The organism is Pseudonocardia sp. GCM10023141, from assembly GCF_042653605.1.
Genome location: NZ_JBHSIR010000007.1, coordinates 16244 through 41729, shown reverse-complemented (window position 1 = coordinate 41729; position 25486 = coordinate 16244). Strand labels below are relative to the sequence as shown.

General features: G+C 70.5%; 21 protein-coding genes and 2 pseudogenes. 13 read left to right on the top strand and 10 right to left on the bottom strand.

What is annotated here, in order from left to right; all coding sequences use genetic code 11:
- The 6 genes from ACFPFQ_RS02835 to tatA all read left to right on the top strand — a co-directional run bounded on the left by ACFPFQ_RS02835 (position 1) and on the right by tatA (position 7381).
- Positions 1-1581, top strand: coding sequence for an FAD-dependent monooxygenase (locus ACFPFQ_RS02835; protein WP_379614416.1), 1581 nt, complete (start codon positions 1-3; stop codon positions 1579-1581).
- Entirely contained in the window at positions 1578-3668 is a 2091-nt protein-coding gene (locus ACFPFQ_RS02830) for an acetate--CoA ligase family protein (RefSeq protein ID WP_379614414.1), read from the top strand. The genes ACFPFQ_RS02835 and ACFPFQ_RS02830 overlap by 4 nt, the downstream gene beginning before the upstream one ends.
- Positions 3649-5313: a (2,3-dihydroxybenzoyl)adenylate synthase gene (locus tag ACFPFQ_RS02825; protein WP_379614412.1), complete on the top strand. Its 1665-nt coding sequence runs from the start codon at positions 3649-3651 to the stop codon at positions 5311-5313. Before ACFPFQ_RS02830 ends, ACFPFQ_RS02825 begins: the two co-directional genes overlap by 20 nt.
- A gap of 35 nt (positions 5314-5348) precedes the next feature.
- Positions 5349-6011, top strand: coding sequence for a maleylpyruvate isomerase family mycothiol-dependent enzyme (locus ACFPFQ_RS02820; protein WP_379614410.1), 663 nt, complete (start codon positions 5349-5351; stop codon positions 6009-6011).
- A gap of 837 nt (positions 6012-6848) precedes the next feature.
- Positions 6849-7169 (top strand): hypothetical protein, encoded by a 321-nt coding sequence (locus ACFPFQ_RS02815; RefSeq protein WP_379614408.1) that lies wholly within the window; start codon positions 6849-6851, stop codon positions 7167-7169.
- Positions 7157-7381 carry a Sec-independent protein translocase subunit TatA gene (tatA, locus tag ACFPFQ_RS02810; RefSeq protein ID WP_379614406.1) on the top strand — a complete coding sequence of 75 codons (225 nt, stop codon included), beginning with the start codon at positions 7157-7159 and terminating at the stop codon, positions 7379-7381. The genes ACFPFQ_RS02815 and tatA overlap by 13 nt, the downstream gene beginning before the upstream one ends.
- 29 nt (positions 7382-7410) lie before the next feature.
- On the opposite strand, the gene ACFPFQ_RS02805 is transcribed toward tatA, so the two are convergent.
- Entirely contained in the window at positions 7411-8247 is an 837-nt protein-coding gene (locus ACFPFQ_RS02805) for an alpha/beta fold hydrolase (RefSeq protein ID WP_379614404.1), read from the bottom strand.
- A 255-nt stretch (positions 8248-8502) separates the two neighbouring features.
- Here ACFPFQ_RS02805 and ACFPFQ_RS02800 point away from each other — a divergent pair, with 255 nt between their 5' ends.
- The 4 genes from ACFPFQ_RS02800 (at position 8503) to ACFPFQ_RS02785 (ending at position 12706) form a co-directional block, all read left to right on the top strand.
- Positions 8503-10083, top strand: coding sequence for a 4-hydroxyphenylacetate 3-hydroxylase family protein (locus tag ACFPFQ_RS02800; protein ID WP_379614402.1), 1581 nt, complete (start codon positions 8503-8505; stop codon positions 10081-10083).
- Positions 10084-10174: 91 nt separating this feature from the next.
- A complete protein-coding gene (locus ACFPFQ_RS02795) occupies positions 10175-10957 on the top strand; it encodes a FadR/GntR family transcriptional regulator (protein ID WP_379614400.1) in 783 nt (260 codons plus the stop codon).
- A 43-nt stretch (positions 10958-11000) separates the two neighbouring features.
- Entirely contained in the window at positions 11001-11633 is a 633-nt protein-coding gene (locus ACFPFQ_RS02790; RefSeq protein ID WP_379614398.1) for a flavin reductase family protein, read from the top strand.
- A 95-nt stretch (positions 11634-11728) separates the two neighbouring features.
- Positions 11729-12706, top strand: coding sequence for a catechol 2,3-dioxygenase (locus tag ACFPFQ_RS02785; protein ID WP_379614396.1), 978 nt, complete (start codon positions 11729-11731; stop codon positions 12704-12706).
- 21 nt (positions 12707-12727) lie between these two features.
- On the opposite strand, the gene ACFPFQ_RS02780 is transcribed toward ACFPFQ_RS02785, so the two are convergent.
- Complete coding sequence (locus ACFPFQ_RS02780; RefSeq protein WP_379614394.1) at positions 12728-14980, bottom strand: glycoside hydrolase family 3 C-terminal domain-containing protein; 2253 nt, start codon at positions 14978-14980, stop codon at positions 12728-12730.
- A 222-nt stretch (positions 14981-15202) separates the two neighbouring features.
- Between ACFPFQ_RS02780 and ACFPFQ_RS02775 the strand changes: the two genes are divergently transcribed.
- Positions 15203-15571: a putative quinol monooxygenase gene (locus tag ACFPFQ_RS02775; RefSeq protein ID WP_379614392.1), complete on the top strand. Its 369-nt coding sequence runs from the start codon at positions 15203-15205 to the stop codon at positions 15569-15571.
- A gap of 10 nt (positions 15572-15581) precedes the next feature.
- Here ACFPFQ_RS02775 and ACFPFQ_RS02770 read toward each other — a convergent pair.
- From ACFPFQ_RS02770 to ACFPFQ_RS02750, 5 genes and pseudogenes are all read right to left on the bottom strand, one after another.
- Positions 15582-15932: pseudogene (locus ACFPFQ_RS02770) on the bottom strand (SDR family oxidoreductase); the annotation flags it as partial.
- Between the two features lie 68 nt (positions 15933-16000).
- Positions 16001-17191: a CaiB/BaiF CoA transferase family protein gene (locus ACFPFQ_RS02765; protein ID WP_379614390.1), complete on the bottom strand. Its 1191-nt coding sequence runs from the start codon at positions 17189-17191 to the stop codon at positions 16001-16003.
- A complete protein-coding gene (locus ACFPFQ_RS02760; protein ID WP_379614388.1) occupies positions 17188-18357 on the bottom strand; it encodes an acyl-CoA dehydrogenase family protein in 1170 nt (389 codons plus the stop codon). The genes ACFPFQ_RS02765 and ACFPFQ_RS02760 overlap by 4 nt, the downstream gene beginning before the upstream one ends.
- Before the next feature lie 32 nt (positions 18358-18389).
- On the bottom strand, positions 18390-19484 hold the full coding sequence (gene ribB / locus ACFPFQ_RS02755; RefSeq protein WP_379614386.1) for a 3,4-dihydroxy-2-butanone-4-phosphate synthase: 1095 nt from the start codon (positions 19482-19484) through the stop codon (positions 18390-18392).
- A 9-nt stretch (positions 19485-19493) separates the two neighbouring features.
- A complete protein-coding gene (locus tag ACFPFQ_RS02750) occupies positions 19494-20000 on the bottom strand; it encodes a flavin reductase family protein (RefSeq protein WP_379614384.1) in 507 nt (168 codons plus the stop codon).
- Positions 20001-20379: 379 nt separating this feature from the next.
- On the opposite strand from ACFPFQ_RS02750, the gene ACFPFQ_RS02745 reads away from it, so the two are divergent.
- Together ACFPFQ_RS02745 and ACFPFQ_RS02740 are read left to right on the top strand one after the other, a co-directional pair.
- On the top strand, positions 20380-21543 hold the full coding sequence (locus tag ACFPFQ_RS02745) for an LLM class flavin-dependent oxidoreductase (RefSeq protein ID WP_379614382.1): 1164 nt from the start codon (positions 20380-20382) through the stop codon (positions 21541-21543).
- 78 nt (positions 21544-21621) lie between these two features.
- Entirely contained in the window at positions 21622-23322 is a 1701-nt protein-coding gene (locus ACFPFQ_RS02740) for a sigma-54-dependent Fis family transcriptional regulator (RefSeq protein ID WP_379614380.1), read from the top strand.
- 67 nt (positions 23323-23389) lie between these two features.
- Here ACFPFQ_RS02740 and ACFPFQ_RS02735 read toward each other — a convergent pair whose 3' ends face one another.
- The 3 genes and pseudogenes from ACFPFQ_RS02735 to ACFPFQ_RS02725 form a co-directional block, all read right to left on the bottom strand.
- The gene (locus ACFPFQ_RS02735; RefSeq protein WP_379614378.1) at positions 23390-24418 is read right to left on the bottom strand and encodes an LLM class flavin-dependent oxidoreductase; all 1029 of its coding nucleotides are present in this window, start codon (positions 24416-24418) and stop codon (positions 23390-23392) included.
- A gap of 40 nt (positions 24419-24458) precedes the next feature.
- Positions 24459-25085 (bottom strand): annotated as a pseudogene (locus ACFPFQ_RS02730) (SDR family NAD(P)-dependent oxidoreductase); the annotation flags it as partial.
- A 73-nt stretch (positions 25086-25158) separates the two neighbouring features.
- On the bottom strand, positions 25159-25467 hold the full coding sequence (locus ACFPFQ_RS02725) for a hypothetical protein (RefSeq protein ID WP_379614376.1): 309 nt from the start codon (positions 25465-25467) through the stop codon (positions 25159-25161).
- Positions 25468-25486 lie beyond the last annotated feature (19 nt).

Genomic DNA, 25486 nt, shown 5'->3' with positions numbered 1-25486 from the left:
GTGCGCGTCGCCGTCGCGGGAGGTGGGCCCGGCGGGCTCTTCTTCGCCACCCTGATCAAGCGGGCCGATCCGGCCGTCGAGGTCACCGTCTTCGAGCGCAACAAGGCCGACGACACGTTCGGCTTCGGGGTCGTGTTCTCCGACCGCACCCTGGCGGGCATCCACGAGGCCGATCCCGTGCTGCGCCAGGCGCTGACCGAGCACGGTCGGCACTGGGACGAGATCGAGGTCCGGCTCAAGGGGGAGCGCCTGCGCTGCGGCGGCAACGGCATGGCGGCGATCGTGCGCAAGACCCTGCTCGCGCTGATGCAGGCCCGCGCCCGCGACGTCGGCGCCGAGCTGCGGTTCTCCACCGAGGTCACCCTCGACGAGCTGACCGACTACGACCTGGTCGTGGCCGCCGACGGCAGCGGCTCCCGGATCCGCGACGAGCTCGACGCCGACCTGGGCGTCGAGGTGGACACGGCAACGGCGAAGTTCATCTGGTTCGGCACCGACTACCTGTTCGACGGGCTGACGTTCGTGCACGAGCGCAGCCCCGACGGGGTGTTCGCCGTGCACGGCTACCCGATCTCGGACTCGGTCTCGACCTTCATCGTGGAGACCGACGAGGCATCGTGGCGTCACGCCGGGCTCGACGAGTTCGACGTCTCCCAGCCGCCCGGGGCCAGCGACATGGTCACCAAGGAGTACCTGGAGAAGCTGTTCGCCGACCAGATCGACGGCAAGCGCCTCCTGACGAACAACTCCCGGTGGGGCAACTTCCGCACCCGGCGGACCCGGCAGTGGCACACGCTCTCGCCGCGACCGGTCGCGTTACTGGGCGACGCCGTGCACACCGCGCACTTCTCCGTCGGATCGGGAACGAAGATGGCGATGGAGGACGCGGTCGCGCTGTCGGCGGCCCTGACGGCCCACCCGGGTGATCTCGCGGCAGCGCTGGCGGCCTACGAGGCGGCCGCGCAGCCGTCGGTGCGGAAGATCCAGGACTCCGCCCGGCCGAGTCTGGCCTGGTGGGAGCACTTCGGCCGCTACCACGACGCCTTCGAGCCGTGGCAGTTCGCCTACCACTTCCTCTCACGCAGCATCACCGACGCGCGCCTCGCCCGGCGGGCGCCGGACTTCGTGGCCGCGAGCCACCGGGGATGGGTCGACACCCACGGTTCCGAGCCGCTCGAGACCCCGTTCGAGCGCAACGGGTGGGCGGTGCCGGGCCGGCTGGTGACCGTGACGACGGAGGGCGGAGTGCCTACCGAGGTCGCCGGCTCGCTGCCGCTGGGTGGCGACCGGGACGGGCCATGGGGAGCGACCCTGGTCGCCCCGGATTCGGAGTCGGGCCTGCCCGACGTGTTCGTGCAGCTCGCCGACCTCGTGACGCGGCCGGTCCCGCCGGTGCTCGTCGCGGTCCACGGGGGTACGGCCCTGACCCGGACGTTGCTGTGCGAGCAAGCCCGATTGCACGAACACCTGCCCGCCCTGCTCGTCGACCCCGACGCGGACGCCGACGGTGCCGTGGGCCGCGACCGCGCGCTGACGACCGTCCTCTCCGGCCGGGCCGATCTCGTGGGGGTTCCGGCATGACCAGCACCGTCGACCGGTCTGAGACGCAGGCCGGGCTCTCGGCCCTGTTCGCGCCGCGGGGGATCGCGGTCGTCGGAGCGTCCCGGAAACCCGGCAAGCTCGGCGCGACCCTCGCCCGATCCCTCAGTGGCTTCGCCGCTCGGGGTGGTCACCTCGCACTGGTCAACGCTCGCGACGACTCCATGCACCCCACCGTCGCGGCCGCCGCGGCCGCCGGACCGGTCGACCTCGCGATGATCTGCGTGCCCGCCGCGGCCTGCCCCGACGTGCTGGCCGCGGCCGCGCAGGCCGGGGTGGGCGCCGCGGTGATCTGCGGGGGTGGCTTCGCCGAGGCGGGTGGACCCGGGGTCGGGTACCAGGACGCCGTCGCCGAGATCGTCGCCCGCACGGGGATCCGCCTGCTCGGGCCGAACACCAGCGGTTTCCTGGCCCCGCACGCCGGCGTCACGGCCAGCTTCGTGCCCGGTGTCGCGCAGGTCCGGCCGGGCCGGGTCGCGGTCGTCGCGGCCAGCGGCGGTGTGAACCACGCCCTGTCGTTCCTGCTGTCTGAGGCGGGGCACGGCATCAGCATCGCCGTCGGTATCGGCAACGGGGTCGACGTGTCCGCCCCGGACGTGCTGGACCACCTGGCGACCGATCCGCACACCGGAGCCGTGGCGCTGCACGTCGAATCGGTGTCCGACGGGCCGCGGCTCGTCGCGGCCGTGCGCAGGCTCACCGCGACCACGCCCGTCGTCGCGCTCGTCGTCGGACGCCACGACGTCAGCGCGTTCGCTGCCTCGCACACCGGGGCGCTCGCCACGTCGTGGCGCACCACCCGGGCGGCACTGGCGCAGGCCGGCGCGGTCCTCGTGGACGACGAGCGCGAGCTCGTCGACGCCGTCGGGGCGCTGTCGGTGACGCGCGCGCGTCCGGCCCACGACCCCGGCGTCGGCATCGTCACGGCACAGGCCGGGCCGGGGCTCCTCCTGCTCGACGATCTGCGCGGCCGGCAGGCCCGCGTCCCGGAGCTGACCGAGGACACCCGGACCACGCTCGCGACCCTGCTGCCGCCGCTGACCTACCAGGCCAACCCGGTCGACACCGGGCGGCCGGGACCCGAGCTGGGCGAGGTCTTCCGCACCGTCGCCCGCGATCCGCAGGTCGACCTGATCGCCGCGTACGCCCTGCACGAACCGGATGCCGTCGACATCGTCGCCGCGGTCCGGGACTCCCGTATCCCGGGCGTGCCGGTGGTCGTCGGCCTCGGCGGGGCCGGGCCGGACGTCGTCTCGTCCCGGCTGGCGCTGCTCGAGGCCGGGATCGCGGTGGCCACAGAGCCGCGAGGAGTGGCGGCGGCGGTCGGCGCACTGCTCGCCGATGCCCGGGCCCAGGTACGGGCCCGACCCACCCCACCCGCGCAGCGCGTTCCCGGCGGGATCGCCGGCGCGCACGACGAGGACCAGGCGAAGTCCCTGCTCGACCGGCTCGGCATCGCCACCCCGGCCCGCCGGGCCTGCGCGGATCGCGCCGAGGCCCATGCCGCTCTCGCCGAGCTCGGCGGCCGGGTGGCGGTCAAGATCCTCGACGCCGAGATCCTGCACAAGACCGAGGTGGGCGGTGTCCACCTCGGGATCACCGGAGCGGAGGCGCTCGACACGGCCCTCGATCGGCTCGACGCTGCCGGCGCGCGTCGCTACCTCGTCGAGGCGATGGCAACCGACGGTGTCGACCTGGTCCTCGGCGCCCGCCGCGACCCGGTCTTCGGACCGATGCTGCTGCTCGGTCTCGGCGGGACGACAGCTGAGGCGCTCGCCGACGTCGCCATCAGGCTGGCTCCGGTCGGACCCGATGTGGCCGCGGAGATGCCGCAGGAACTGGCCGGACGCGCCCTGCTCGAGGGGTGGCGCGGCAGTCCGGTGCTCGACCCGGCCCAGCTCGGCTCGGTCGCCGCCCGTCTCGGTGATCTGCTCGTCGCCAACCCGGATCTCGAGGAGATCGAGATCAACCCGCTCCGACTCACCGCCGACGGCCTCGTCGCACTCGACGCCGTCGTCATCACCCGCTCCGCCGCCAGGGAGGCCGACGATGCCCACCCCGATCACTGACCACACCGTCCCGTGGCCGGAGGCCGTCGCGGCGACCTACCGCGAGCGCGGCTACTGGGCCGGGCTCGACCTGAGCACGCTGCTGCGCGACGTCGCCGACAGGCACGGCGATGCGCCGGCCCTCGTCGACGCCGCGGACGGCCTGCGGCTGAGCCATCGGGAGCTGGCCGACCGCGCCGACGCAGCGGCGGGCCGGCTGCTCGACCTCGGGATGCGCCGCGGCGACCGGATCGTCGTGCAACTGGGCAACGGGTGGGAGTTCGTGGTCCTGACGCTGGCCTGCCTGCGCGTCGGGATCGTTCCGGTGATGGCGCTGCCTGCCCACCGCCGCACCGAGCTGGCCTACCTCGCCCGCCACGCCGAGGCCACCGCGATCGCCGTCCCTGACCGGATGCGCGACTTCGACCACCAGGCGCTCGCCCACGAGCTCGCCGACGACGTCCGGGAGATCACCGGCGGGCCCTGGCACGTCCTGGTCGCCGGCGACGACGTCGCGACCGGGAGCGTCGACCTGCGGGCGCTGTGCGCGGCCGGTCCCGCCACCGATGCGGCCCACCCCGACAGCAGAGACGTCGCGGTTTTCCTGCTCTCCGGCGGGACGACCGGGCTGCCGAAGCTGATCGCCCGCACCCACGACGACTACGCCTACAACGCCCGGCACAGCGCCGAGGTCTCCGGCGTCGACGCCGACACGGTCTACCTGGTGAGCCTCCCGGCCGGACACAACTTCCCGCTGGCGTGCCCCGGAATCCTGGGGACGCTGCTGGCCGGAGGCACGGTCGTCACCCTGCCCTCGCCGGAGCCCGCGCGCGCGGTCGCCACGATCGCCGCCGAGGGTGTCACGCACACCGCGGTCGTCCCGGCGGTCGCGAGCCGCTGGCTCGATCATGCGGGTGAGCACGGCGCAGGTGAGCTGGCTTCGCTGCGAGTGCTGCAGGTCGGTGGTGCGCGCTTGGCCGACGAGCTGGCTCGCCGGGTCGGGCCGGTGCTGGGGTGCACGCTGCAGCAGGTGTTCGGCATGGCCGAGGGGCTGCTCAACTACACCCGCCTCGACGACCCGGACGACGTCATCTGCACGACGCAGGGTCGTCCGATGTGTCCGGACGACGAGGTCCGACTCGTCGACGAGCTGGACCGCGACGTGCCCGAGGGTGAGCCCGGCTCGCTCCTCACTCGCGGCCCGTACACCCCGCGCGGGTACTACAAGGCGGCCGAACAGAACGCCCGGGCCTTCACCGCGGACGGCTGGTACCGCTCCGGTGACATCTGCCGGCGCACGCCCGAGTGCAACCTGATCGTCGAGGGTCGGGACAAGGACATGATCAACCGCGGTGGGGAGAAGATCTCCGCCGAGGAGGTCGAGAACCTCGTCTACCAGCTCCCATCGGTGGCGCAGGTCGCGGCCGTGGCGATGCCGGATCAGCAGCTGGGGGAGCGGGTCTGCCTCTATGTTGTGCCCCGGCCGGGCGCGACGGTCACGCTGGAGGAGATCCGCGACGCCATGGACGCCATCGGCGTCGCCCGGTTCAAGCTGCCCGAGCATCTCGTCCTCGTCGACGAACTCGCCGCCACGAAGGTCGGGAAGATCGACAAGAAGGCCCTGCGGGCCGACATCGCCGACCGCCTCAGCGGGGCATCGGCGTGACGGGCCGGCACGACACGGCCACGACGCTGCCCTGGATGCGCGAGGGCACCGCCCGCCTGCTCGCCGTCGTCGACAAGCTCGGCAATGACGACCTCCGATCTCCGAGCGCGCTGCCGGGATGGACGAGGGCCCACGTGATCGGGCACGTCGCCCGCAACGCCGAGGCGCTCGCCAGGCTCGCGAACTGGGCGCGAACCGGTGTCGAGACGCCGATGTACGCGGACCGGGAGCAACGGTCGGCCGAGATCGAGCGATCGGCGACACTGCCGCCATCGACGCTTCGCGACGACCTCCTCCGCACCGCGGGGCTGCTCGACGACGCGTTGGCCGAGCTCACGACAGAGCAGTGGCAGGCGGAGGTCCGCAGCGCGCTGGGCCGCTCCATCCCGGCCGCCGAGGTGCCGTGGATGCGGATCCGTGAGGTCTGGCTACACGCCGTCGATCTGGGTACCGACGCAACCATGACCGACCTGCCGCCCGGCGTCGTCGATCTCCTGCTCGACGACGTCACCGCTGCCCTGTCGACCAAGGACGGGTGCCCCTCGCTCCGGCTCGCGCCGACCGATCGCGATCGGACGTGGTCGCTCGGTGGAGCCGATCCCGGTGGGTCGATCACGGGGACTGCCGCCGATCTCGCAGGCTGGCTCACCGGACGATTCCCTCGCGACGACCGGCCCACGCTGCCGCGCTGGCTCTGAGCCATCACCGCCGCTGACAGGCGGCGCCTTCTGCCCGGCGTCTCTGCCCGCTGCACCGGGCATGACGGCGAGGGGTCGGCCAGTTCTGACACTGATCCAACGTGCGTTCCTGATCTGCAACGCCCATGAGCGGCAGCTTGAATGGTCGGCGCCACTGTTGAGGTGGTATCGGCTGCGGCCGCAAGCTCCTCTTCGACGCCGCACTCGAGGCCGCGCAGATGTCGCAGAAGATGGGCAAGCCGGTCAAGCTGATGTGGACCCGCGCCGACGACTCCCGCCAGGGCCGCACCCACCCGATGGCCATGTCCCGCGTACGGGCCCAGATCACCAAGGACTCGGTGCTCAGCTTCGAGCAGCGCCACACCGGCGTCGCGATGGAGCTCAACCCCGGGTTCGGTGAGGCGATCACCGCGGCAGCGGCGAAGCTGCCCGGAGGGAACCTGACGCTGTCCCAGATCCAGTTCGAGCTGGCGAACCTGGCGCCCTACAACTTCGGCATGTCGACCCGGCTGCTCAACGAGGTCGACATGCGGTTCCACACCTCGGCAGTGCGCGATGTGTACGCACCCGACGTCGTGACGGCCAGGGAACTGATCGTCGACCAGATCGCCGCGAAGATGGGCAAGGACCCGTACGAGTTCAGGGCGGCCTACACCACGCAAACCCAGTGGCGGAACGCGCTCGAGCGCGCCGCCAAGGAGGCCGACCGGGGCAGGTCGATGCCTGCCGGCACCGCACAGGGCATCGCGATGCACGTCGCGATGAAGGGTGTGTCCGTCTGCGTCGTGGAGATCGACTGTCGGCCGGAGAGCGCGCACCGGCCCGCGGGTCACCAAGGTGACGTTCGTCGTCGACGTCGGACTGGTGATCAATCCCCGCGGGGTCGAGGCGCAGATGATGGGCGGGATCAACGACGCGCTCGCGATGACGCTGACCGCGGGCATGCACCTCGATGCCGGGCACTTCGTGGAAGCCTGCTGGGACAACTACTTCTACACCCGGCAGTGGAACACCCCGCCGGAGATGAACATCGTCGTGATCGAGGACTCGGAGGCGCCCGAGCCCGGCGGCGCCGGCGAGTTCGGCCTGGCCGCCACCTGCGGCGCGGTCGCCGCGGCGCACGGACTGCTGGAGGAGGGCTCGGCATGGGTGCGATGAGCCCGACCCACTGGCTGATCGTGATCGGCGTGCTGGTGGTGCTCTTCGGCGCCGAGAGGCTCCCCGACATCGCCCGGTCCGTCGGTCAGTCCACTCGGGTCCTCAAGAGCGAGGTGCGGGCGCTCTCGGCCGAGACCGAGGCGATCCCCGGCCCGTCCCTGACGGCTGCGGGACAGCCGGCGGAGCAGTCCGCGACCGGGCGGGTGCAGTAGCGCCCCACGACTCGACGACGAGCGGGGCATCAGGAGGGCAGGAACCCGTCGAGCAGGTGCACGAACTCGGTGGCCTTCTCGATCTGGGTCCAGTGCCCGCACCGGTTGAACACGTGCAGCTGTGACTGCGGGATCAGCTCGTTGAGCCTGATGGACGACGCCACCGGGATCACCCGGTCGTCGCGGCCGTGCACGATCAGGGTCTCGTGCGGGAGTGCCTGCAGCGCCGCGTCGGGTAGCGCGAACGCGTCGACGCCGGCCTGGCGCGGCGGTGGGAACATCGCCGCGTACGACTCCTGTACGCCCGGCCGGATCGACGCCTCGTAGCGCAACCGGGCAAGATCGGGCCCCAGCAGCGACTGGTCGAACGCGAAGAGTGCGAGCAACTCGGCCATGTTCGCGACGGACGGTCGGTAGCCCCACACGGCGTCGAGCCCCGGGGTGATCTCGAACCGCGTCCCCACGCTGCCCATGAGCACGAGCCGGTCCACGCGGTCGGGGTGCTGATCCGCCAGGCGGAGGGCGAGCGCGCCGCCGAAGCTGTTGCCCACGACCGACACGTTCGGCAGCTCGAGGGCGTCGAGGAAACCGACTATGTGGTCGACCCAGGTCCGGTGGGAGAACACGAAGTCGGCGGGCCGGTCGGTGTACCCGAAGCCCACAACGTCCGGCGCGACGACGCGTCGGTCCCGGGCGAGTGCCGGGAGCACCCCGCGCCAGTTCGCCCACGCCGAGACGCCCGGGCCGGAACCGTGCACCAGGAGGACCGGCGCTCCGCTGCCGTGGTCGTGGTAGTTCGTGCGGATCCCGGCGGCCACAACGCTCCGCCCGATCTCGGGGTTCGAATCGGTCACGGTCCTCGTCATCGATGACCTCCGTGGGGTGCTGACGGCGACTGGTCCGCCGGACATTGAGAGCACGCTACCAAGAACTTTTGCCATGATGAAGTCACGGCTTCTCAGGTGGGACTCATGAACCCGCAGCTAGAACGATGGTTGACGTCCGCGTCACGCCTGGATATCTTCATGAAAGATTCCAAAACTTCCCGTCGACCAGTTCCCCCGGCCGGGCCGTGAGCAGGCCTGCGCGGGACATCGATCTCCCACGAAGGAAGTGCTGCAGTGACGCAGACGGTCAGCGAGTCGTCCATCGGGACGTCGGGCGAGAACGCCCGCCGTCCCTTCACCGGCGCCGAGTACCTGGAGAGCCTGAACGACGGCCGCGAGGTGTGGATCCACGGCGAGCGGGTGGAGAACGTGGCCACCCATCCCGCGTTCCGCAACACCGCGCGGATGGTCGCCCGCCTCTACGACGCCATGCACGACCCGGCCAACGAGGGCACCCTCGCCGTGCCGACCGACACCGGCAACGGCGGGTTCACGCACCCCTTCTACAAGGCGCCGTACTCCCCGGCCGAGCTGCGCGCCGGAGCGGAGGGGTCGGCGATCTGGGCGCGGATGACCTACGGCTGGCTGGGCCGCAGCCCCGACTACAAGGCGTCGTTCCTGTCGACACTGGGCTCGCACACGGAGTTCTACGCGCCCTTCCAGGACAACGCGAAGCGGTGGTACGTCGAGGCGCAGGAGCGACTGCTCTACATCAACCACGCGATCATCAACCCGCCCGTCGACCGTGACCTCGGGATGGAGGCCGCCGGTGACGTGTTCATGCGGGTGGTCGAGGAGACAGACGAAGGGCTCATCGTCTCCGGGGCGAAGGTCGTGGCCACCAACTCGGCACTGACCCACTACAACTTCGTCGGCAACTACGGGCCGCTGCCCGTCAAGTCCAAGGAGTTCTCGGCGATCTTCATGGTGCCGATGAACACCCCCGGACTGAAGCTGATCTGCCGCACGTCCTACGAACTGAACGCGGCCACGACCGGCAGCCCGTTCGACTACCCGCTCTCGAGCCGGCTCGACGAGAACGACTCGATCCTGATCATGGATCGCGTGCTGGTCCCGTGGGACAGCGTGTTCTGCTACGACGTCGACAAGGCGAACAACTTCTTCGCCGGCTCGGGCTTCGTCTTCCGGGCGATGCTGCACGGCTGCGTCCGGCTCGCGGTCAAGTTCGACTTCCTGGTCGGGCTGTTCACCAAGGCGCTGGAGATGACCGGCACCTCGAACTTCCGCGGCGTCCAGACGCGCATCGGTGAGCTGGTGTGCCTGCGCAACCTCTTCTGGACGTGCGTGGACTCGATGGTCGACAACCCGGCGCAGTGGGCCGACGGCACGTGCGTGCCCAATCCCGACTCGGCGTCGGTGTACCGGCTGATGATGACCCAGGCGTACCCGCGGGCGAAAGAGATCTTCGAGCAGGACGTCGCCAGCGCGCTGATCTACCTACCGTCCAGTTCAGCGGACTGGATGAACCCGGAGCTGCGCCCCTACCTCGACCAGTTCGTGCGCGGCTCGGCCGGCCGCTCGGCCGAGGACCGGGTCAAGCTGATGAAGCTGATCTGGGACGCCATCGGCTCGGAGTTCGGCGGACGCCACGAGCTCTACGAGCGCAACTACTCGGGCAACCACGAGAACCTGCGCATCGAGGCCTACCTGGGGCAGGTGCAGACCGGTCAGATCGCCGGCTACCAGGCCATGGTCGACAAGTGTCTCGCCGAGTACGACCTCAACGGCTGGACCGCACCGGACCTGATCAACAACGACGACGTCCGCGCGTTCGGGAACACCACCCGTTCATGAGTGGGTGATGGCCCGGGTCCCGTCCGCAACCGCGACACTGTCGCCGGCGGACCCGGTACCGGTTGGCCGTGGATCGCATGGAGGTGCTCAGGTGGCCAAGGAGACGGATGTCAGAACGGGACGCGTCGCGGCGTCGCGCGCCGAGGACGTCGCGGCCAGGCTGGAGATGGAGATCCTGCGCGCCGGTTATCCCGCCGGGACCCGGCTGGGCCTGCGCACCGAGCTGATCGGCCGGTTCGAGGTCAGCCCCGGCGTCATGAACGAGGCACTGCGGCTGCTGCGCGACCGCGAGCTGATCACCGTCAAACCGGGACCCAACGGCGGCGTCTTCACCGCCGACCAGCCACCCGGGGTCCGCCTCGGAGCGCTCGACCTGTGGTTCCAGGGCCTGACCGTGCCACCCCTGGACATCTTCGAGTCCCGCACGCTGCTCGAGGAGATGTTCAACAACCTCGCTCTGCAGAACTCCTCTCCGCACGACCACATCGCCATGGAGCGCGCACTGCAGCGGATGAACAACTCCGCGGAGGACCCCCGCGGCTTCTTCGAGGCCAACGTGGAGTTCCACCGCGCGATCGCCCGTTCCACCGGGGTGACCGTGCTGACCTCCATCTACGACAGCCTCGTCACCGTTCTGACCGGCGCCCTGGTCCGGGCGGCCTGGACCAGCGGGCACGAGGCCACCATCGATCACAACCTGCGCGTCCACGGTCAGATCCTCGAGGCGATCCGGGCCAGGGACCGCAAACGGCTCGAGACCGCAACGCGGCTGCACCGCGTCGACATGATCAGCCTGGCGCAGCCGGAGAAGTCACCGACGGTCCACGTCGACATGGGTCCGAGCGACGGAGCCGGCGGAGCCCAGGTCGGTTGATCCCCCACCTCGACAGGTTCGTCCGACGAAGGAGAGAACCTCCATGACCGATCCCACCGAACCGACGCAGGAGGCCCCGGAGACCAGCACGGAGATCACCGCAGACGTGATCGAACCCGCGAAGCTGCGGTCGTGCCTCGGTCGGTTCGCCACGGGGGTCACCGTCGTCAGCTACGCCCACGAGGGCCAGCCCCGCGGCGCGACGGTCAACGCGTTCAGTTCCGTGTCCCTCGATCCACCGCTGGTCCTCGTCTCGATCGCCCGCACCGCGAAGGCCTGCCCCTTGCTGCCGGACCGGCCGTTCGCCGTGAACGTGCTGTCGGCCCGCCAGATCGGTGTCGCGATGACGTTCGCCGGAAGGCCCGACGCCGCAGCGGTCATCGAGTGGGACGGCGGCCGGCACGCGCCACGGCTGCGGCACACCCACGCGACGATCGAGTGCACGCCGTGGCGCTCCTACGACGGGGGCGATCACGTCTTGTACCTCGGCCGCGTCGAGGACATCGCCATCCGGGAGAACGAGCCGCTGTTGTTCTACGGCGGCTCCTTCCACCGCCGCGGTGACGGTTTGAACACCGCTGGGCACAGCACCCGCAGCTCGACCCCCACCGCGCTCCCGCTGCAGGTCAGCGCGATGGAAGAGCTCACCAAAGAGTTTGTCGCCGGCTGGATCTAGCCAACCGATCGACCCCGCACCCACACCCGGCCCGCACCGCGGCACCCGGGTCGATGTCGCACGCCCCCAGCACCCCAGGAGAAGGAGACCCTCAGGTGTCCACCGCGACCCAGCCCCAGACCTCGAGCCCCCAGTACCTCGAGGTCAGCACGCCCCGTGTGCACAACCTGCACCACGTCGAGGTCCTCACGCCCAAGCCCGATGAGTCCCTCGACTTCTTCACCCGCGTGCTCGGCCTGCACGAGACCCACCGCGAGGGCCAGTCCGTGTACCTGCGTGCTGCCGGCGAGTGGGGGCGCTACTCGACCATCCTGACCGAGGCGAAGGAACCGGGCCTCGGACACATGGCCTGGCAGGTCGCCGAGCCCGACCAGGTGGAGGGTTGGGCGCGCCGGTTCGCCGACAAGGGCGTCGCCCACACCCGGCAGGCGGGCGGGACGTCGTTCGCCCAGGGCGACACGGTCAGCTTCACCGGCCCGTTCGGCCACCGCACCGAGCTGTTCTACGACTTCGAGCGCTACGCCCCGGCCGACCCGTCACAGCTGCTGAGCCAGCCGGGCAAGTTCCCCACACCGGGCATCGGCGCCCGCCGCCTCGACCACCTCAACATCACCGCGCAGAACGTCGACGAGGCCCGCGACTGGTACACCGACGTGCTGGGCTTCAAGCTGCGCGAAGCAGCGCGGACGCCCGAGGGTGACATCGGCGTCTGGATGTCGGTGACCTCGCAGGTGCACGACCTGGCGATCATGCGCGACGGCCTCGGCGAGCGCGGGCGCCTGCACCACGTCGCCTACTACCTCGACACCCCGGAGACCCTGTTGCGCGCAGCGGACATCTTCGTCGAGGAAGGCACCCCGATCGATGCCGGTCCAGGAAAGCACGGCCTGACCCAGGCGTTCTTCATCTACGTCTTCGAGCCCGGCGGCAACCGCGTGGAGCTGTTCTCCGGCGGGTACCCGATCCACGGGCCGGACTGGCAGCCGATCATCTGGGACGGCGCGGCCATCGAGAAGGCCATCGTCTGGTACGGCGGGCAGCTGCCCGACACGTTCTTCACCACCGCCACCTGAGTCCGGCGCGCCGGCGCGCGCTCACGCCTGCGCGTGCCGGCGCTCGACGAGCTCGTCGAGCGCGTCGTGGTCGAGGCTCATCCCGTCGAACGCCGCGAGCGCGGACATGGGCATGGAACCGATGACCGCCAGCAGCTCCGGGTCACGAGTCGGGTCGGGCTGCCCGGCGGCGACGGCCTCCTCGATCAGTGCGCGCCCGCGGGCATCGGCCAGCCACTCGACCAGCGTCGATCCGGTGGTGAGTGGTGGGGCGATCGAGGGTGCGTCGATGCCGATGACGTGGCTGAGCGGGAGGTCTCGCGAGTGCGGGCCGACCTCGACGGCGAACTTGCCCGCTTCCACCACCCAGCGCCGGAGCAGGTCGGACCAGAAGGAGAACGCCCGTTGGTCGAGCGCGACCGCGGCCTGGCGGGACTCGCCCGGTTCCAGGTGCACCTTGGCGAACCCCTTGAGCTCGCGCACCGGGCGGGCGACGGTCGACTCGACGTCCCGGACGTAGACCTGGACGACCTCGGCTCCGGTGACGGCCCCGGTGTTGGTGACCGTGACCGTGACCTCGGCGGCGAGGTTCCCCTCGGCGACCGATCCCGAGACGGCGACGTGCAGGTCGGACAGGGCGAAGGTCGTGTAGGACAGGCCGAAGCCGAACGGGAAGGCGACGTCGGTCTGCGTGGCGTCATAGCCGCGGTAGCCGATGAACAGCCCCTCGCCGTAGCGCACGACCTGCGAGTCCCCGGGGAAGTTCAGGTACGAGCTGGTGTCCTGCAGCCGGTGCGGGACGGTCTCGGCCAACCGGCCCGACGGGTTGGCCGCACCGGACACGACGTCGGCGATCGCTCCGCCGGCGGCCTGGCCGCCCAGCCACGCCTCGACCAGGGCTCGTGCGTGCGGCACGACGTCGCCGAGCTCGACGGTGGAGCCGTTCACGAGGACGACGACGACGTCGGGGTTGGCCGCCGCGACGGCGCGCAGGGCCTGGAGCTGAGTGGCGGGCAGGCGCGTGTGGGTGCGGTCGAAACCCTCTGACTCGTCGGCGGGAGGGAGCCCGATCAGCATCACGGCGGCATCCGCGGAGGCCGCCGCGCTCGCCGCCTGGTCGCGCAGCGCGGCGTCGTCGGCGGGTGCGCCGCCGATCGTGTAGGCGGGCGCGAAGGTGACGTCGGCGAACGCGGTGGTGAGTTCGTCGAGTGCGGTCTCGACGCGGGTCGGTGCCACCTGGGAGCTGCCGGCACCCTGCAACCGCGGGGTGCGGGCGAACTCGCCGATCACCGCGACCCGCGTCGTGGGCGCCAGGGGGAGCAGTGCCCCCTCGTTCTTCAACAGCACCACCGACTCGGCCGCCGCAGCCCGCGCCAGTGCGTGGTGGGCGTCGGCGTCGAAGTCCTCGTCGAGATCGAGCACTCCCATGCCCTTGCGCACCAGGTCGAGCACGGCACGGACCCGGCTGTCGAGGACCTGCTCCTCGAGCTCGCCCGCGCGGACTGCCGCGACGATCTGGTCGGGGCTGCGGGGCAGGTTCGGCGGCATCTCGAGGTCGAGTCCCGCCCGGACGGCAGGCACGCGATCGTAGACCGCACCCCAGTCCGACACCACCAGCCCGTCGAACCCGAACTCGTCGCGCAGCACCGTGGTGAGCAGCCAGGAGTTCTCCGACGCCGAGACCCCGTTGACCTTGTTGTACGAGCACATGACCGTCCACGGCTTCCCGGCCGTCACGATGCGCTCGAACGCCGGCAGGTAGATCTCGCGCAGCGTCCGCTCGTCGACCTGCACGTCGACCCGCTGCCGGTCGGTCTCCTGGTTGTTGGCCGCGTAGTGCTTGACCGAGGTCCCGACCCCGCTTGACTGGATGCCCTCGACGATGCCGAGGCCCAGCTCACCGGCCAGGAACGGGTCCTCGGAGAGGTACTCGAAGTTGCGCCCGCACAGCGGCGAGCGCTTCATGTTGATCCCCGGCCCGAGCACCACCGAGAGGTTGCAGGCGCGTGCCTCCTGCCCGAGCGCTTCGCCGATACGACGCATCAGGTCCGGGTTCCACGACGACGCGACCGCCGACGCGGTCGGGAAGCACGTCGCCGGGAGGCTCCCGCCCAGGCCGACGTGGTCGCCCTCGCCGGGTTGCACGCGGAGCCCGTGCGGGCCGTCCGAGACCATGATCCTCGGGATCCCGAGCCGCTCGACCGGTGCGGTGTACCAGAAGGACGAACCCGACGTCAGCGACGCCTTCTCCGCCAGGGTCAGCTCGGCCAGCACTGCGTCGATGTCGAGACTCACGGCAACGATGCCTCTCGCGTCGGGGGAGGAGCGAGACACCGTTGTAGCCGATGCGGCGTCCGATCACGGATAACGTCCCGAATCCGAACAATCGCGCAGCCGTTGCGGACCTAGCGTTCGGTGGATCAGGACCGGACGAGGAGGTCACCTGCCGCACGCTGGAGGAAGTCCTCGACCGGCAGTGAGTACTGAATCCCGCTCAGGAGTGGAAGGAATCAACCCGTGCGCGACGAGATCTACTGGATCGTCACGGCGTCGGTCGAGCCGCAGAGCTACGACGCGGTCGTGGCCATGCTCGCACCGCTCGTCGAAGCCACCCGACAGGAGCCGGGTAGCAACGCCTACGACTACAGCATCAACGCCGACCACACGGTCGTGCACATCTTCGAGAGCTACCGCGACTCCGAAGCCCTCGTTGCGCACGTCCAGGACACGTTCTCGCAGTTCGCCGCGGAGTTCACCGCGCTGCTCTCGATCGACGGGTTCGTCGTGTACGGCTGGCCGGATCCCGCAGCCAAGGAGATCCTGGACGGGTTCGGGTCCGTCTACATGACACCGTTCATCGGCTACACCCAGTCGGACGGCGGTTGATCGACGCTCGCTACGCCCGCGGCCCGCCGGCGACGTCGATGACCTGGCCGGAGACGAAGCCGGCGCGCTCATCGACGAAGAAGGCCACAGTGTTGGCGATGTCGTCGACGTGCCCGGCCCGCTGCACCGGAATGGCGGCGGCACGGTCCTGCACGTACTGCTCCCACGGCACGCCGATGCGTTCCGCGGTCGCCTTCGTCATGTCGCTGGCGATGAAGCCGGGCGCGATGCAGTTGGCCGTGATGCCGAAGCGGCCCAGTTCGATCGCGAGCGTCTTGGTGAAGCACTGGATGCCGGCCTTCGCGGTGGCGTAGTTGGCCTGGCCACGGTTGCCCAGTGTCGAGGTGGACGACAGTCGGACACGGATTGGGACTCCGTGATCGGGCGGCGCCGGTGACGACGGCGACGCGCTGGGCGGCGAGGGTGGTGTCAGGCATCAGGTCGTTCCTTCGGATGTGGCTGGAAGTCAACGCCGGTCAGTCCGAGCTCGGCGAGGATGGCGTCGTTGTGCTCGCCGAGCGCCGGGACGGGGCCCATCGGCAGCTCGACGTCACGGAAGATCATCGGTGGCAGGATCGCGCGGATGTGGCCGGCCTCGGTCGCGACGTCGCGCCATCGGTCGCGCTCGGCCAGCTGCGGGTGCTGCAGGACGTCGGCGGTGTCGTTGACCTGCGCGGCGGGGATGCCGACCTTGGCGAGCTGGGTGTCCAGGTCGGCCGTCGTCCAGGTCCGGGTGTACCCGGATACCAGGGCGTCGCAGTCGGCGCGGTGAGCCACCCGGGCGACGTTGGTGGCGAACCTCGGGTCGTCGGCGTGCTGCGGCGCGTCGAAGACGTCGGTGACCAGCGCTCGCCAGCCGCGGTCGTTCTGCACGCCGATGAGGATCTGGCCGTCGGCGGTGGGGTAGGCGTCGTACGGGGCGATCGCGGCGTGGCTCAGGCCCATGCGCGGGATCTGCCGTCCGCCGTAGAGCTGCATGTAGAGCGGGTGGCCCATCCACTCCACGGCGGAGTCGAACAGCGACACGTCGATGTTCGCGCCATCGCCGGTGGTCCCGCGGCGCACGAGTGCACCGAGCACGGACATGGCGGCGTAGAGGCCGGCTGCGATGTCGGCGCTGGGCACGCCGGTCTTGGTCGGTGTCTCCGGCGTGCCGGTGACCGAGACCATCCCCGACTCGGCCTGGATCAGCATGTCGTAGGCCTTGCGGTCCCTGCGCGGACCGCTGGATCCGTAGCCGGAGATGTTCACGACGACCAGCCGGGGATCGGCGCTGCGGAGCGTGTCGCCGTCCAGGCCGAGGCGTTCGACGACGCCGGGGGCGGTGTTGTGCAGGAACACGTCGGCCCGGGCGATCAGCTCGCCGACGACCCGACGGCCCGACGGCGACTTGAGGTCGACGGCCAGGGACTCCTTGCCGCGGTTGAGCCACACGAAGTGCGAGGCGAGGCCATTGACTGCGTGGTCGTAGTTGCGGGCGAAATCGCCTTCACCGGGCCGCTCGATCTTGATGACGCGCGCGCCGAGATCGGCGAGGTGCCGAGTGGCGAGCGGTCCGGCCACGGCCTGTTCGAGCGCGACGACCGTGACACCGGCGAGTGGCAGAGTCGAGGCGCTCACGACTTCGCGAGCTCGGCGCGGACCAGGCCGGCACCGACGATGAGGCGCTGGATCTCGCTGGTGCCCTCGTAGAGGCGCAGGAGGCGGACGTCGCGGTAGATGCGCTCCACGGGGATCTCCTTCATGTAGCCGGCGCCGCCGTGGACCTGCACGGCGAGATCGGCGACGCGGCCGACCATCTCGGTGCAGAACAGCTTCGTCGCCGACGGCGCGATCCGCCGGTCCTCGCCGCTGACGTATGCGCGGGCGGTCTCGCGGACCATCGCGCGGCCCGCGAGCACTCCGGCCTGTTGGTCGGCGAGCATGGCCTGGACGAGCTGGAAGTCGCCGATGCGGTCGCTGCCCTGCTTGGTGTGGGCGGCGTAGGTGATCGACTCGTCGAGCGCGCGCTGGGCGGTGCCGACGGCGAGCGCGGCGATGTGCACGCGGCCTCGGGCGAGGGAGGTCATGGCCGCGCGGTAGCCGGCAGCCTCCTCGCCGCCGATGAGCGCATCGGCGGGGACCCGTACCCCGTCGAAGGCGACGTCGGAGGTCCAGGCGCCTTCCTGGCCCATCTTGGCGTCCTTCGGTGCGACCTCGACGCCAGCAGCGTCGGCGGGAACGAGGAACACTGCGATACCGGGGTTGCCGGGCTGTGGGTCCGCGGTGCGGGCGAAGGTGATGAAGAGGTCGGCGATGGGGGCGTTGGTGATGTACTGCTTCCGCCCGTCGATCACCCAATCAGCTCCGTCGCGCCGGGCACGGGTGCGGAGGCCAGCGGGGTTGGATCCCGCGCCCGGCTCGGTCAGCGCGAACGATGCGATGACCTTCCCGCTCGCGATCCGCTCGAGCCACTGCTTCTTCTGCTCGTCCGTGCCGAACCCGACGAGCACCTGGCCGGCGATGCCGTTGTTGGTGCCGAACATCGAGCGCAGCGAGAGCGTGGTGTAGCCGAACTCCATGGCCAGCTCGACGTCCTGGGTGAGGTCCAGGCCGAGCCCGCCCCACTCCTCGGGGATGGCGTAGCCGAACAGGCCCATCTCCGCGGCCGCGGTGCGGAGGTCGTCCGGGATGGCGTCGTCGCGCATGATCTCGTTCTCGCGCGGCACGACCGTGGACCGGATGAAGGTGCGGACCTGCCGGCGGATGAACTCGAAGTCCTCGGCCGACACCGATGTCTCACTCATGCCCGAGGGCATCCTCTCGTCGTTGGGGATCGTCAGCCGGCGATGCGGCGCGGCGGGGTCTCGCGGCGGGCGCGCGCCGCGGCCAGGGTGTCGAGCCGCACCGGCGCAGCTCCGGTGGTCGACACCACGGCCCGGACACCGAGGTCGGCGAGGATCCACTCCGTCGCGGAAGTGGTCGACCACGACGCGCTGATCGTCTCGTCCAGGAGCGCGCAGGCAGCGGCACGGCCGGCCGGGCGCAGGTACACGACGATCCCGCGCCCTTCGGCCCCGAACCGCAGCATCGCCTCGTCGAGCGCACGCCGGCAGTCGCAGCTCGACGAGCGCAGCACATCGCCGCTGAGGCATTCGGTGTGCACGTGGACGGGGGAGTCCGCGTCCACGTCCGAGAGCGACCCGGCCACGAGTGCCACGTGCTCCGCGCCGTCGTTGCATCCGCGGTACCCCACTGCGTGGAATGGCCCGAACTCGGTCGGCAGGGACGTGGTGACCACGCGCTGCACCTGCTGCTCGGTGCGCAACCGGAACCCGATGATGTCGGCGACGGAGATCAGCACGAGATCGTGCTCGCGGGCGAAGCGTTCGAGCTCCGGTCCGCGGGCCATCTCGCCGGGGTGCTCGCGGGAGACGATCTCGCAGAGCGCACCCGCAGGCGGGAGCCCGGCGAGCCGGGCGAGGTCGACCGCCGACTCGGTGTGGCCGGGTCGGGTGAGGACACCACCGAACTGAGCCATGAGCGGTACGACGTGGCCGGGACGGACGAAGTCGTGCGCGGTCGCGGCGGGCGAGCCGAGCGCGGTGATCGTCGCCGCCCGCGAGGCAGCCGAGATCCCGGTCCCGGAACCGCGCACGTCGACGGTGACCCGGTAGGCAGTGCGGAACCGGTCGGCGTTGTCGTGGTGCATCGGCGGCAGATCGAGGCGAACGCATTCGGCTTCCGGCAGGGCCACGCAGACGAACCCCGACGTGTGCCGGACGGTGAAGGCGACGAGCTGCGGAGTCGCGAGGCTCGCCGCGAAGATGAGATCGCCTTCGTTCTCGCGGTCGGCGTCGTCGACGACGACGACCGGTCGACCGGCAGCGATGGCGGCCAGGGCCGCCCTGACGCGGATGTCGCTCGTGGTCATTCCGACCCCTCAGATCGCGGTGAGGCGCCGGAACCGGCTGCCGTGGAAGACGAGGGGCGACGTGTCCGGATCGGCGCTGATCCCATGGATCTGCAACAGCACGATGTCGTGGTCGCCCGATGGCACCTCGGCGTGGATGGTGCAGTCGAGCCACAGCGTGGCGCCGTGGACGAAGACCGCGCCGTCGTCGGAGCCGATCCAGTCGGTCCCGGCGAACCGATCGCCGGTCTTGCTGGCCAGCCGTGCGCAGACCTCGTCCTGGCCCTCGGCGAGCACGCTGAGCCCCAGCCGCGGCTGTTCCCGCAGCTTCGGCCAGGTCGTCGAGCCGTGCTGCATGCACACCGATACCAGCGGTGGATCCACGGACACGGACGTGAAGGAGCTCGCCGCCAGCCCGATCGGGACATCGCCGGACTGTGCGCAGACCGCCGTGACACCGGACGGAAAGCAGCCGAAGGCCCGGCGCAGCTGTTCCACTGCCGTCACCGGCTCGATTCCTCGTTGCGGGCCACTCATCGGGCCGCTCCCTCCTGGGGCGTCCGCTTCGACACCCACGCTGAGGGGGGACGCTAACCCGGTCCGCCAACCTCGAACTGTTGCAAAATCGGCCGTTCCCGGGCATCGGAGTCCGCTCGGCCGCGCTACGTGAGCCCGACGGGCGACGACGTGGCTGTAGCTCGACAGCCACGCGCCGCGTGGATCGTGTCTGAGCTCCGCTGCTGGTGGCGGGCCGGTACCGGCCCTCGATCGCCCAATCCGAGATGCGTGATGAGTGTCCCAGAAGAGAACACTCGGCCCCCTTGCCTTCGTGTGAATCTGCCGTTCCGTCGCACTGCTGAGTGCGTGCGCATCCGTCGGCCCGCATCCGTCGGTAGGACCCAGCAAGGGAGCTGACATGGCACTGAAGTTCGGAACGTTCATGGCCCCGTTCCACACGCCAGTGGGGCAGGACCCCACCTACGCGATCGAGCGTGACCTGGCCGTCATCCGGCACATGGACATGCTGGGATTCGAGGAGGCGTGGATCGGTGAGCACCACTCGTGCGGTGCCGAGCTGATCCCGGACCCGTTCATCTTCATCGCCTACGCGGCGCAAGAGACCAAGCACATCAAGCTCGGCACCGGCGTGGTGTCACTGCCCTACCACAACCCGCTGTGGATCGCGGACCGCGCGCTGTTCACCGACCGGCTGCTGCGCGGCCGGTTCATGCTCGGCCTCGGGCCGGGTGCACTCCCGACGGACGCCACGATGATCGGTCTGTCGCTGGAGGAGCAGCGTGGCGCCTTCGAGGAGGACGTCGACGTCCTGATGGCGATCCTGCGTGGGGAGAAGGTCACCCACGAGACCCCGCGCTACCGCCTGCAGGACGCGCACACCCAGTTCGCGCCGTTCAGCGACTTCGACATCCTCGTCGCGGCCATCGCCAGCCCGACGGGCCCACGGGTGGCCGCGAAGAACGGGATCAACCTGATGTCCGTGGGCGCCACGGCCGCGGGTGGATTCGACGCGCTGGCACTGCACTGGGACGTGATGGAGGAGCGGTCCCCGCAGTTCGGCCACACCCCGGATCGCACCAAGTGGCGCCTCGCCGGCCCGATGCACCTGGCGGAGACGAAGGAGCAGGCCATCGAGGACGTCCGCCACGGGCTCGACGCGTGGTGCGACTACACCCAGAACATCCTCGCCGCGCCGCACTTCCGGGCGGCCGGCAAGACCTTCGAGGAGCGGGTGGCCTGGGTCAACGAGACGGGCCTCGGCGTCATCGGCACGCCGGACGATGCCGTCGCCCAGGTCGAGCGGCTGGAGAAGCAGTCCGGCGGATTCGGCTCCTACCTGCTGATCCACCAGGAGTGGGCGCCGCACGCGGCGACGCTGAAGAGCTACGAGCTGTTCGCCAACCACGTGAAGCCGAAGTTCCAGGGCAGCACGAGCCGACTGCAGACGGCCACCGACTACGCGGTCTCGCGCTGGACCGAGCTGAACGACCGCCAGGGTGCCGCGATCCAGGCCGCGACCGACCGGCACGCCAAGGAGCGCGCCGAGGCCGGCAAGGCCTGACGGTCATCCCACCCGCGCAGGCGCGGGGCGGGCAAATCAGGGAAGCTGGTACGGGGTCGCCGCGGAAGGGGCGAAGTCATGATCGACGACGATCGCGAATGGCTCGAGAACGGGGGCCGGGCCGGCTCCGTGCTGCGCCCGGAGATCGTGAACTCCTGGCGCCGCAGCCAACTCAGCGGTGTCAGTCCCGACACCGTGGCCATCCTTCCCGGTGCGGCACCACTCGACTCCAAGATCGCGCGGGTTGCGGTGCCGATCCTCAGCGCCATGGCCGAGGTGCTGATCGGGGCCAACACGAGTCTGCTGCTCAGCGCCCCCGACGGCACGATGCTGTGGCGCTGGGACGAGGACAGCCGGTTGAGCACGTTGCTCAACCGGAACTCCGCGGTCGTCGGCACCCGCTGGAGTGAGGATGTCGTCGGGACCAACGGTCTCGGCACGTCGCTGGAGACCGCCCAGCCGATCACCATCCACGGTGCGGAGCACTTCGCGGAGGCCCTGCACCCGTTCACGTGCGCCGGAGCCGCGATCCGACACCCCATCACGCGACGGGTCGCGGGCACGCTCAGTGTCACCAGCCTCACCAGGGACGCGAGCCCCCTCATGGCGGCGACACTGCTCAAGCTGGTGCGGGAGGTGGAGGAGCAGCTCTACGGCGACAGCACGCTGCGCGAGCGCGAGCTGCTCCACCACTTCCTCACCGAACGTCGCCGCGCGGACAGCGCGGTCGTTGTGGTCAACGGCGACACCGTGATCGCCAACAAGGCCGGAGCCAAGCTCGGCATCGACCACCGCTCGCTGTGGAACCAGGTCGAGGCCGGCCGCGCCCCGGTAGCCGACGTCGCGCCGGAACGCACCGAGGAGATCACGTGGCGGGCGATCGAGCACGCCGGCTCGGTCGTCGGCCTGGTGATCGTCGCCGACCCACCGGGCCCGGACGCCCCGACCTCCTCCGCGGCGCGCCGCGCCACGCCGCCGCGGACACCGCACTGGTCCGACCTGCACACGCAGTTGCGGGCCGCGGCCCAAGGGCCGGACCGGGTCCTCGTCACCGGTGAGTCGGGCGTCGGCAAGCGGACACTGGTGCAGGAGACGTTCGGTTCGGCGACACCCCTTCCCGAGCTGGACGGCGCCGAGGCGGAGGAGATCGGGTCGCGGCAGTGGCTGGCTGTGGCTCGCGAACTGTTGACCCGCACGAGCGAGGACGCTGCGGAGCCGCCGTTGCTGCTGTCGCACCTGGAATCGCTCACCCTCGGCGCGTCCAGGTCGTTGGGCCGAATCCTCGACGCCCTGCCGCGCACCGGCGACGGCCTCCGCATGGTGGCCACGTGGACCCCGACCGGTGTCGAACCGAGCCCCGTGCTGCAGTCGCTGCTCGACCGATTCGCCTCCGAACCGTTCGAGGTCCCGCCGCTGCGCCGCCGGCCGCACGACATCCTGGGACGCCTGGTCGATCAAGGGCCGGCGATGCCCGTCCTCTCCGGAGCGGCCGTCGATCTGGTCGAGCGGCACCCGTGGCCGGGCAACCACCGTCAGCTGGAGGAGTTCCGTCGCTGGATGAGCATCCAGCGACGCCCCGTCCTCGACGTCGCCGATCTGCCCAAGCGTTGGTCGCGCGACGCGGCCCGAGCGCGACTCACGGCCATCCAGGCCGCAGAGGCCGATGCCATCAGCGCAGCGTTGACCGCGCACGACGGCAACAAGGCCGCCGCGGCCGCTGAACTGGGGATCTCCCGGTCCTCGCTCTACCGCAAGATGCGTGAGTACCACCTGACCTGACGACGTGATACCGAGCGCCGCGGCGAGGACGTTCCTCAGCCGCGGCGCTCGGCGCGTGCGGGGGGCCTCAGACCCCGGCGGTCGTGTTCTCCAGCCGGCTCTGCACCGCCGGGATCACGTTGTCGGCGATGTACTGCACGCGCGCGGAACCCGACTCGACCGTCTCCCCGGGGAACTGCGCCCAGAAGTGGAAGTCGCGGATCTGCGGGTACCGCTCGGCGAGTGCGGTCAACTCCTCGACCGCCGTGCTGGCGTCCCACAGGCGGTAGACGCCGAAGTCCAGGATCTGCTGCGGGGTGTCGAAGTGGTCCGGCACCCCCGACCCCTCGAACGACCCCCACTCGATGTACTTGTTCACCTGGTACAGGACGTGCTCGCCGATGCGGGCCCACTCCCGTTCGGGATCCTCCGCGAGCACCACCCACTGGCTCGCGTAGATGGCGCCGTCGTCGAGGGTCTTGCCGTTCTCGACCAGCGCGTCGAGATAGACCTGGCAGTGATCGTTGGACAGCGTGATGACCCCGTCACCGAGGCGGGCGGCCCGCTCCAAACCCTTCGGGGCCACCGCGCCGATCGGAAGCGCCGGTGTCTTCTCGGCCTGAGGCGTGACCCGCACCGCCGGCATCGACAGCCGTTTGCCTTCATAGCCTGCGTCGCTCCCGCTCCACGCCGCGCGGATGATGGCGATCGCGTCCTCGAACAGGCTCGGCCGCTGCTTGCGCACCCGGCCGAACGCCGTGAACTCCCGCTCGTTGTAGCCGAGCCCGACGCCGAGGTCGAACCGCCCGTCGGTGATCAGCGACAGGGCGATGGAGTCCTCGGCCAGGCGCACCGGGTTGTGCAGGGCGGCGACGATGATGTTCGTCGCGAGCCGCATCTCCGTCGTGCGGGCCCCGACGGCCGCGGCGGCGATCATCGGCGAGCACGCGTAGTCGTCGGGCGCGAAGTGGTGCTCGCTGAACCAGGCCGACCGGAAGCCGAGCTGTTCGGACCAGACGATCTGGTCGATCGTCTCGCGGTACAGCGGGCCGATCGGCTGGCTCCACTGCGGAGGATTGCGGAAGTCGTACCAGAGACCGAACGTGGGTGCGGGCATCGTCGTCCTCACTCGGGCAGGAAATCGGGAGGTCACACGCTCACACGACGGCACCACGCCGTGCTGTTGCGTTGTGGAACACTTTCGCCGCCGTACGGCGCCAACCAGGGCGGTGCAGGTCAGCGGTAGACCATGCCGCCGTCGCCGACTGCGTGAGCGCCCGCACCGCGAACTTCGTGGCGCAGTAGGCGCTGAGCATGGCGAACCCGTCGTGCCCGGCGATGGACGACGCGTTGATGATGGGGCCCTTCGTGCCGTGCTCGCGGAAGGTCGCCGCGGCCGCCTGGATCCCCCGGACGACGCCATTGAGGTTCACGCCCACGATGGCATCAAGCTTGTCGGATGTGACGTCGAGCAGCGGCTCGACCTGCACGATGCCCGCGTTGTTGACCATGATGTCGAGCGATCCGAGCTCGGCGCGGGGCTGCACGACGGCCGCGAAGACCTGCTCGCGGTCGCTCACGTCGGCCTGGATCGACGTGCCTTGCGACCGAGAGCACGGATCTCGTCGGCCACCGACGCGGCCTTGTCGCCGTTGAGGTCGACGACGGCGACATCGGCTCCGTCGTTGGCGAGCCGCGGTGCGATGGCCCGGCCGATCCCCTGCGCTGCTCCGGTCACCAGTGCGACCGACCCCGAGATGTCTCCCACGGCTGAATCCCTCCACTCGACGACGAGGAAGCCAGTCCTCGGCGAGCCACCGATTCGTGGGTGTTCGTTCCTGGGACAGCTACGCGGGGTCAGACCCGTTCGACGTGGGCGCGGACCCGCGACCCGTCTGCGCTGGTCCAGCCCTTGCTCGCGGCATAGGCGAGCATCCCGGCGAGATCGTTGTCCCAGCCGGGTCCGACCCGGTCACCGGCCATGCGACGGATGGTCGCCACCGGCACCATCAGGTGGCCGGAGTCGAGGATCTCGCCCAGCTCCGCCCGGTCCACGCTGGCCGCCAGCCCGGCATGGTCGAGATCTGCGGGGCAGCGCACGGAGAACGCCTTCACGTCCTGTGGATCGACGAGCTCGACCGCGTCGTCGCTGATGAGGAAGTACATGCGCCGCAGTCTCGCTGCG

Excerpts from the sequence above, each read along its gene's own strand:
- ACFPFQ_RS02830 (WP_379614414.1), top strand. The coding sequence starts at position 1,578 with ATGACCAGCACCGTCGACCGGTCTGAGACGCAGGCCGGGCTCTCGGCC.
- ACFPFQ_RS02825 (WP_379614412.1), top strand. The coding sequence starts at position 3,649 with ATGCCCACCCCGATCACTGACCACACCGTCCCGTGGCCGGAGGCCGTC.
- ACFPFQ_RS02820 (WP_379614410.1), top strand. The coding sequence starts at position 5,349 with ATGCGCGAGGGCACCGCCCGCCTGCTCGCCGTCGTCGACAAGCTCGGC.
- tatA (WP_379614406.1), top strand. The coding sequence starts at position 7,157 with ATGGGTGCGATGAGCCCGACCCACTGGCTGATCGTGATCGGCGTGCTG.
- ACFPFQ_RS02805 (WP_379614404.1), bottom strand. The coding sequence starts at position 8,247 with ATGACGAGGACCGTGACCGATTCGAACCCCGAGATCGGGCGGAGCGTT.
- ACFPFQ_RS02790 (WP_379614398.1), top strand. The coding sequence starts at position 11,001 with ATGACCGATCCCACCGAACCGACGCAGGAGGCCCCGGAGACCAGCACG.
- ACFPFQ_RS02760 (WP_379614388.1), bottom strand. The coding sequence starts at position 18,357 with ATGAGTGAGACATCGGTGTCGGCCGAGGACTTCGAGTTCATCCGCCGG.
- ribB (WP_379614386.1), bottom strand. The coding sequence starts at position 19,484 with ATGACCACGAGCGACATCCGCGTCAGGGCGGCCCTGGCCGCCATCGCT.
- ACFPFQ_RS02750 (WP_379614384.1), bottom strand. The coding sequence starts at position 20,000 with ATGAGTGGCCCGCAACGAGGAATCGAGCCGGTGACGGCAGTGGAACAG.
- ACFPFQ_RS02745 (WP_379614382.1), top strand. The coding sequence starts at position 20,380 with ATGGCACTGAAGTTCGGAACGTTCATGGCCCCGTTCCACACGCCAGTG.
- ACFPFQ_RS02740 (WP_379614380.1), top strand. The coding sequence starts at position 21,622 with ATGATCGACGACGATCGCGAATGGCTCGAGAACGGGGGCCGGGCCGGC.
- ACFPFQ_RS02735 (WP_379614378.1), bottom strand. The coding sequence starts at position 24,418 with ATGCCCGCACCCACGTTCGGTCTCTGGTACGACTTCCGCAATCCTCCG.
- ACFPFQ_RS02725 (WP_379614376.1), bottom strand. The coding sequence starts at position 25,467 with ATGTACTTCCTCATCAGCGACGACGCGGTCGAGCTCGTCGATCCACAG.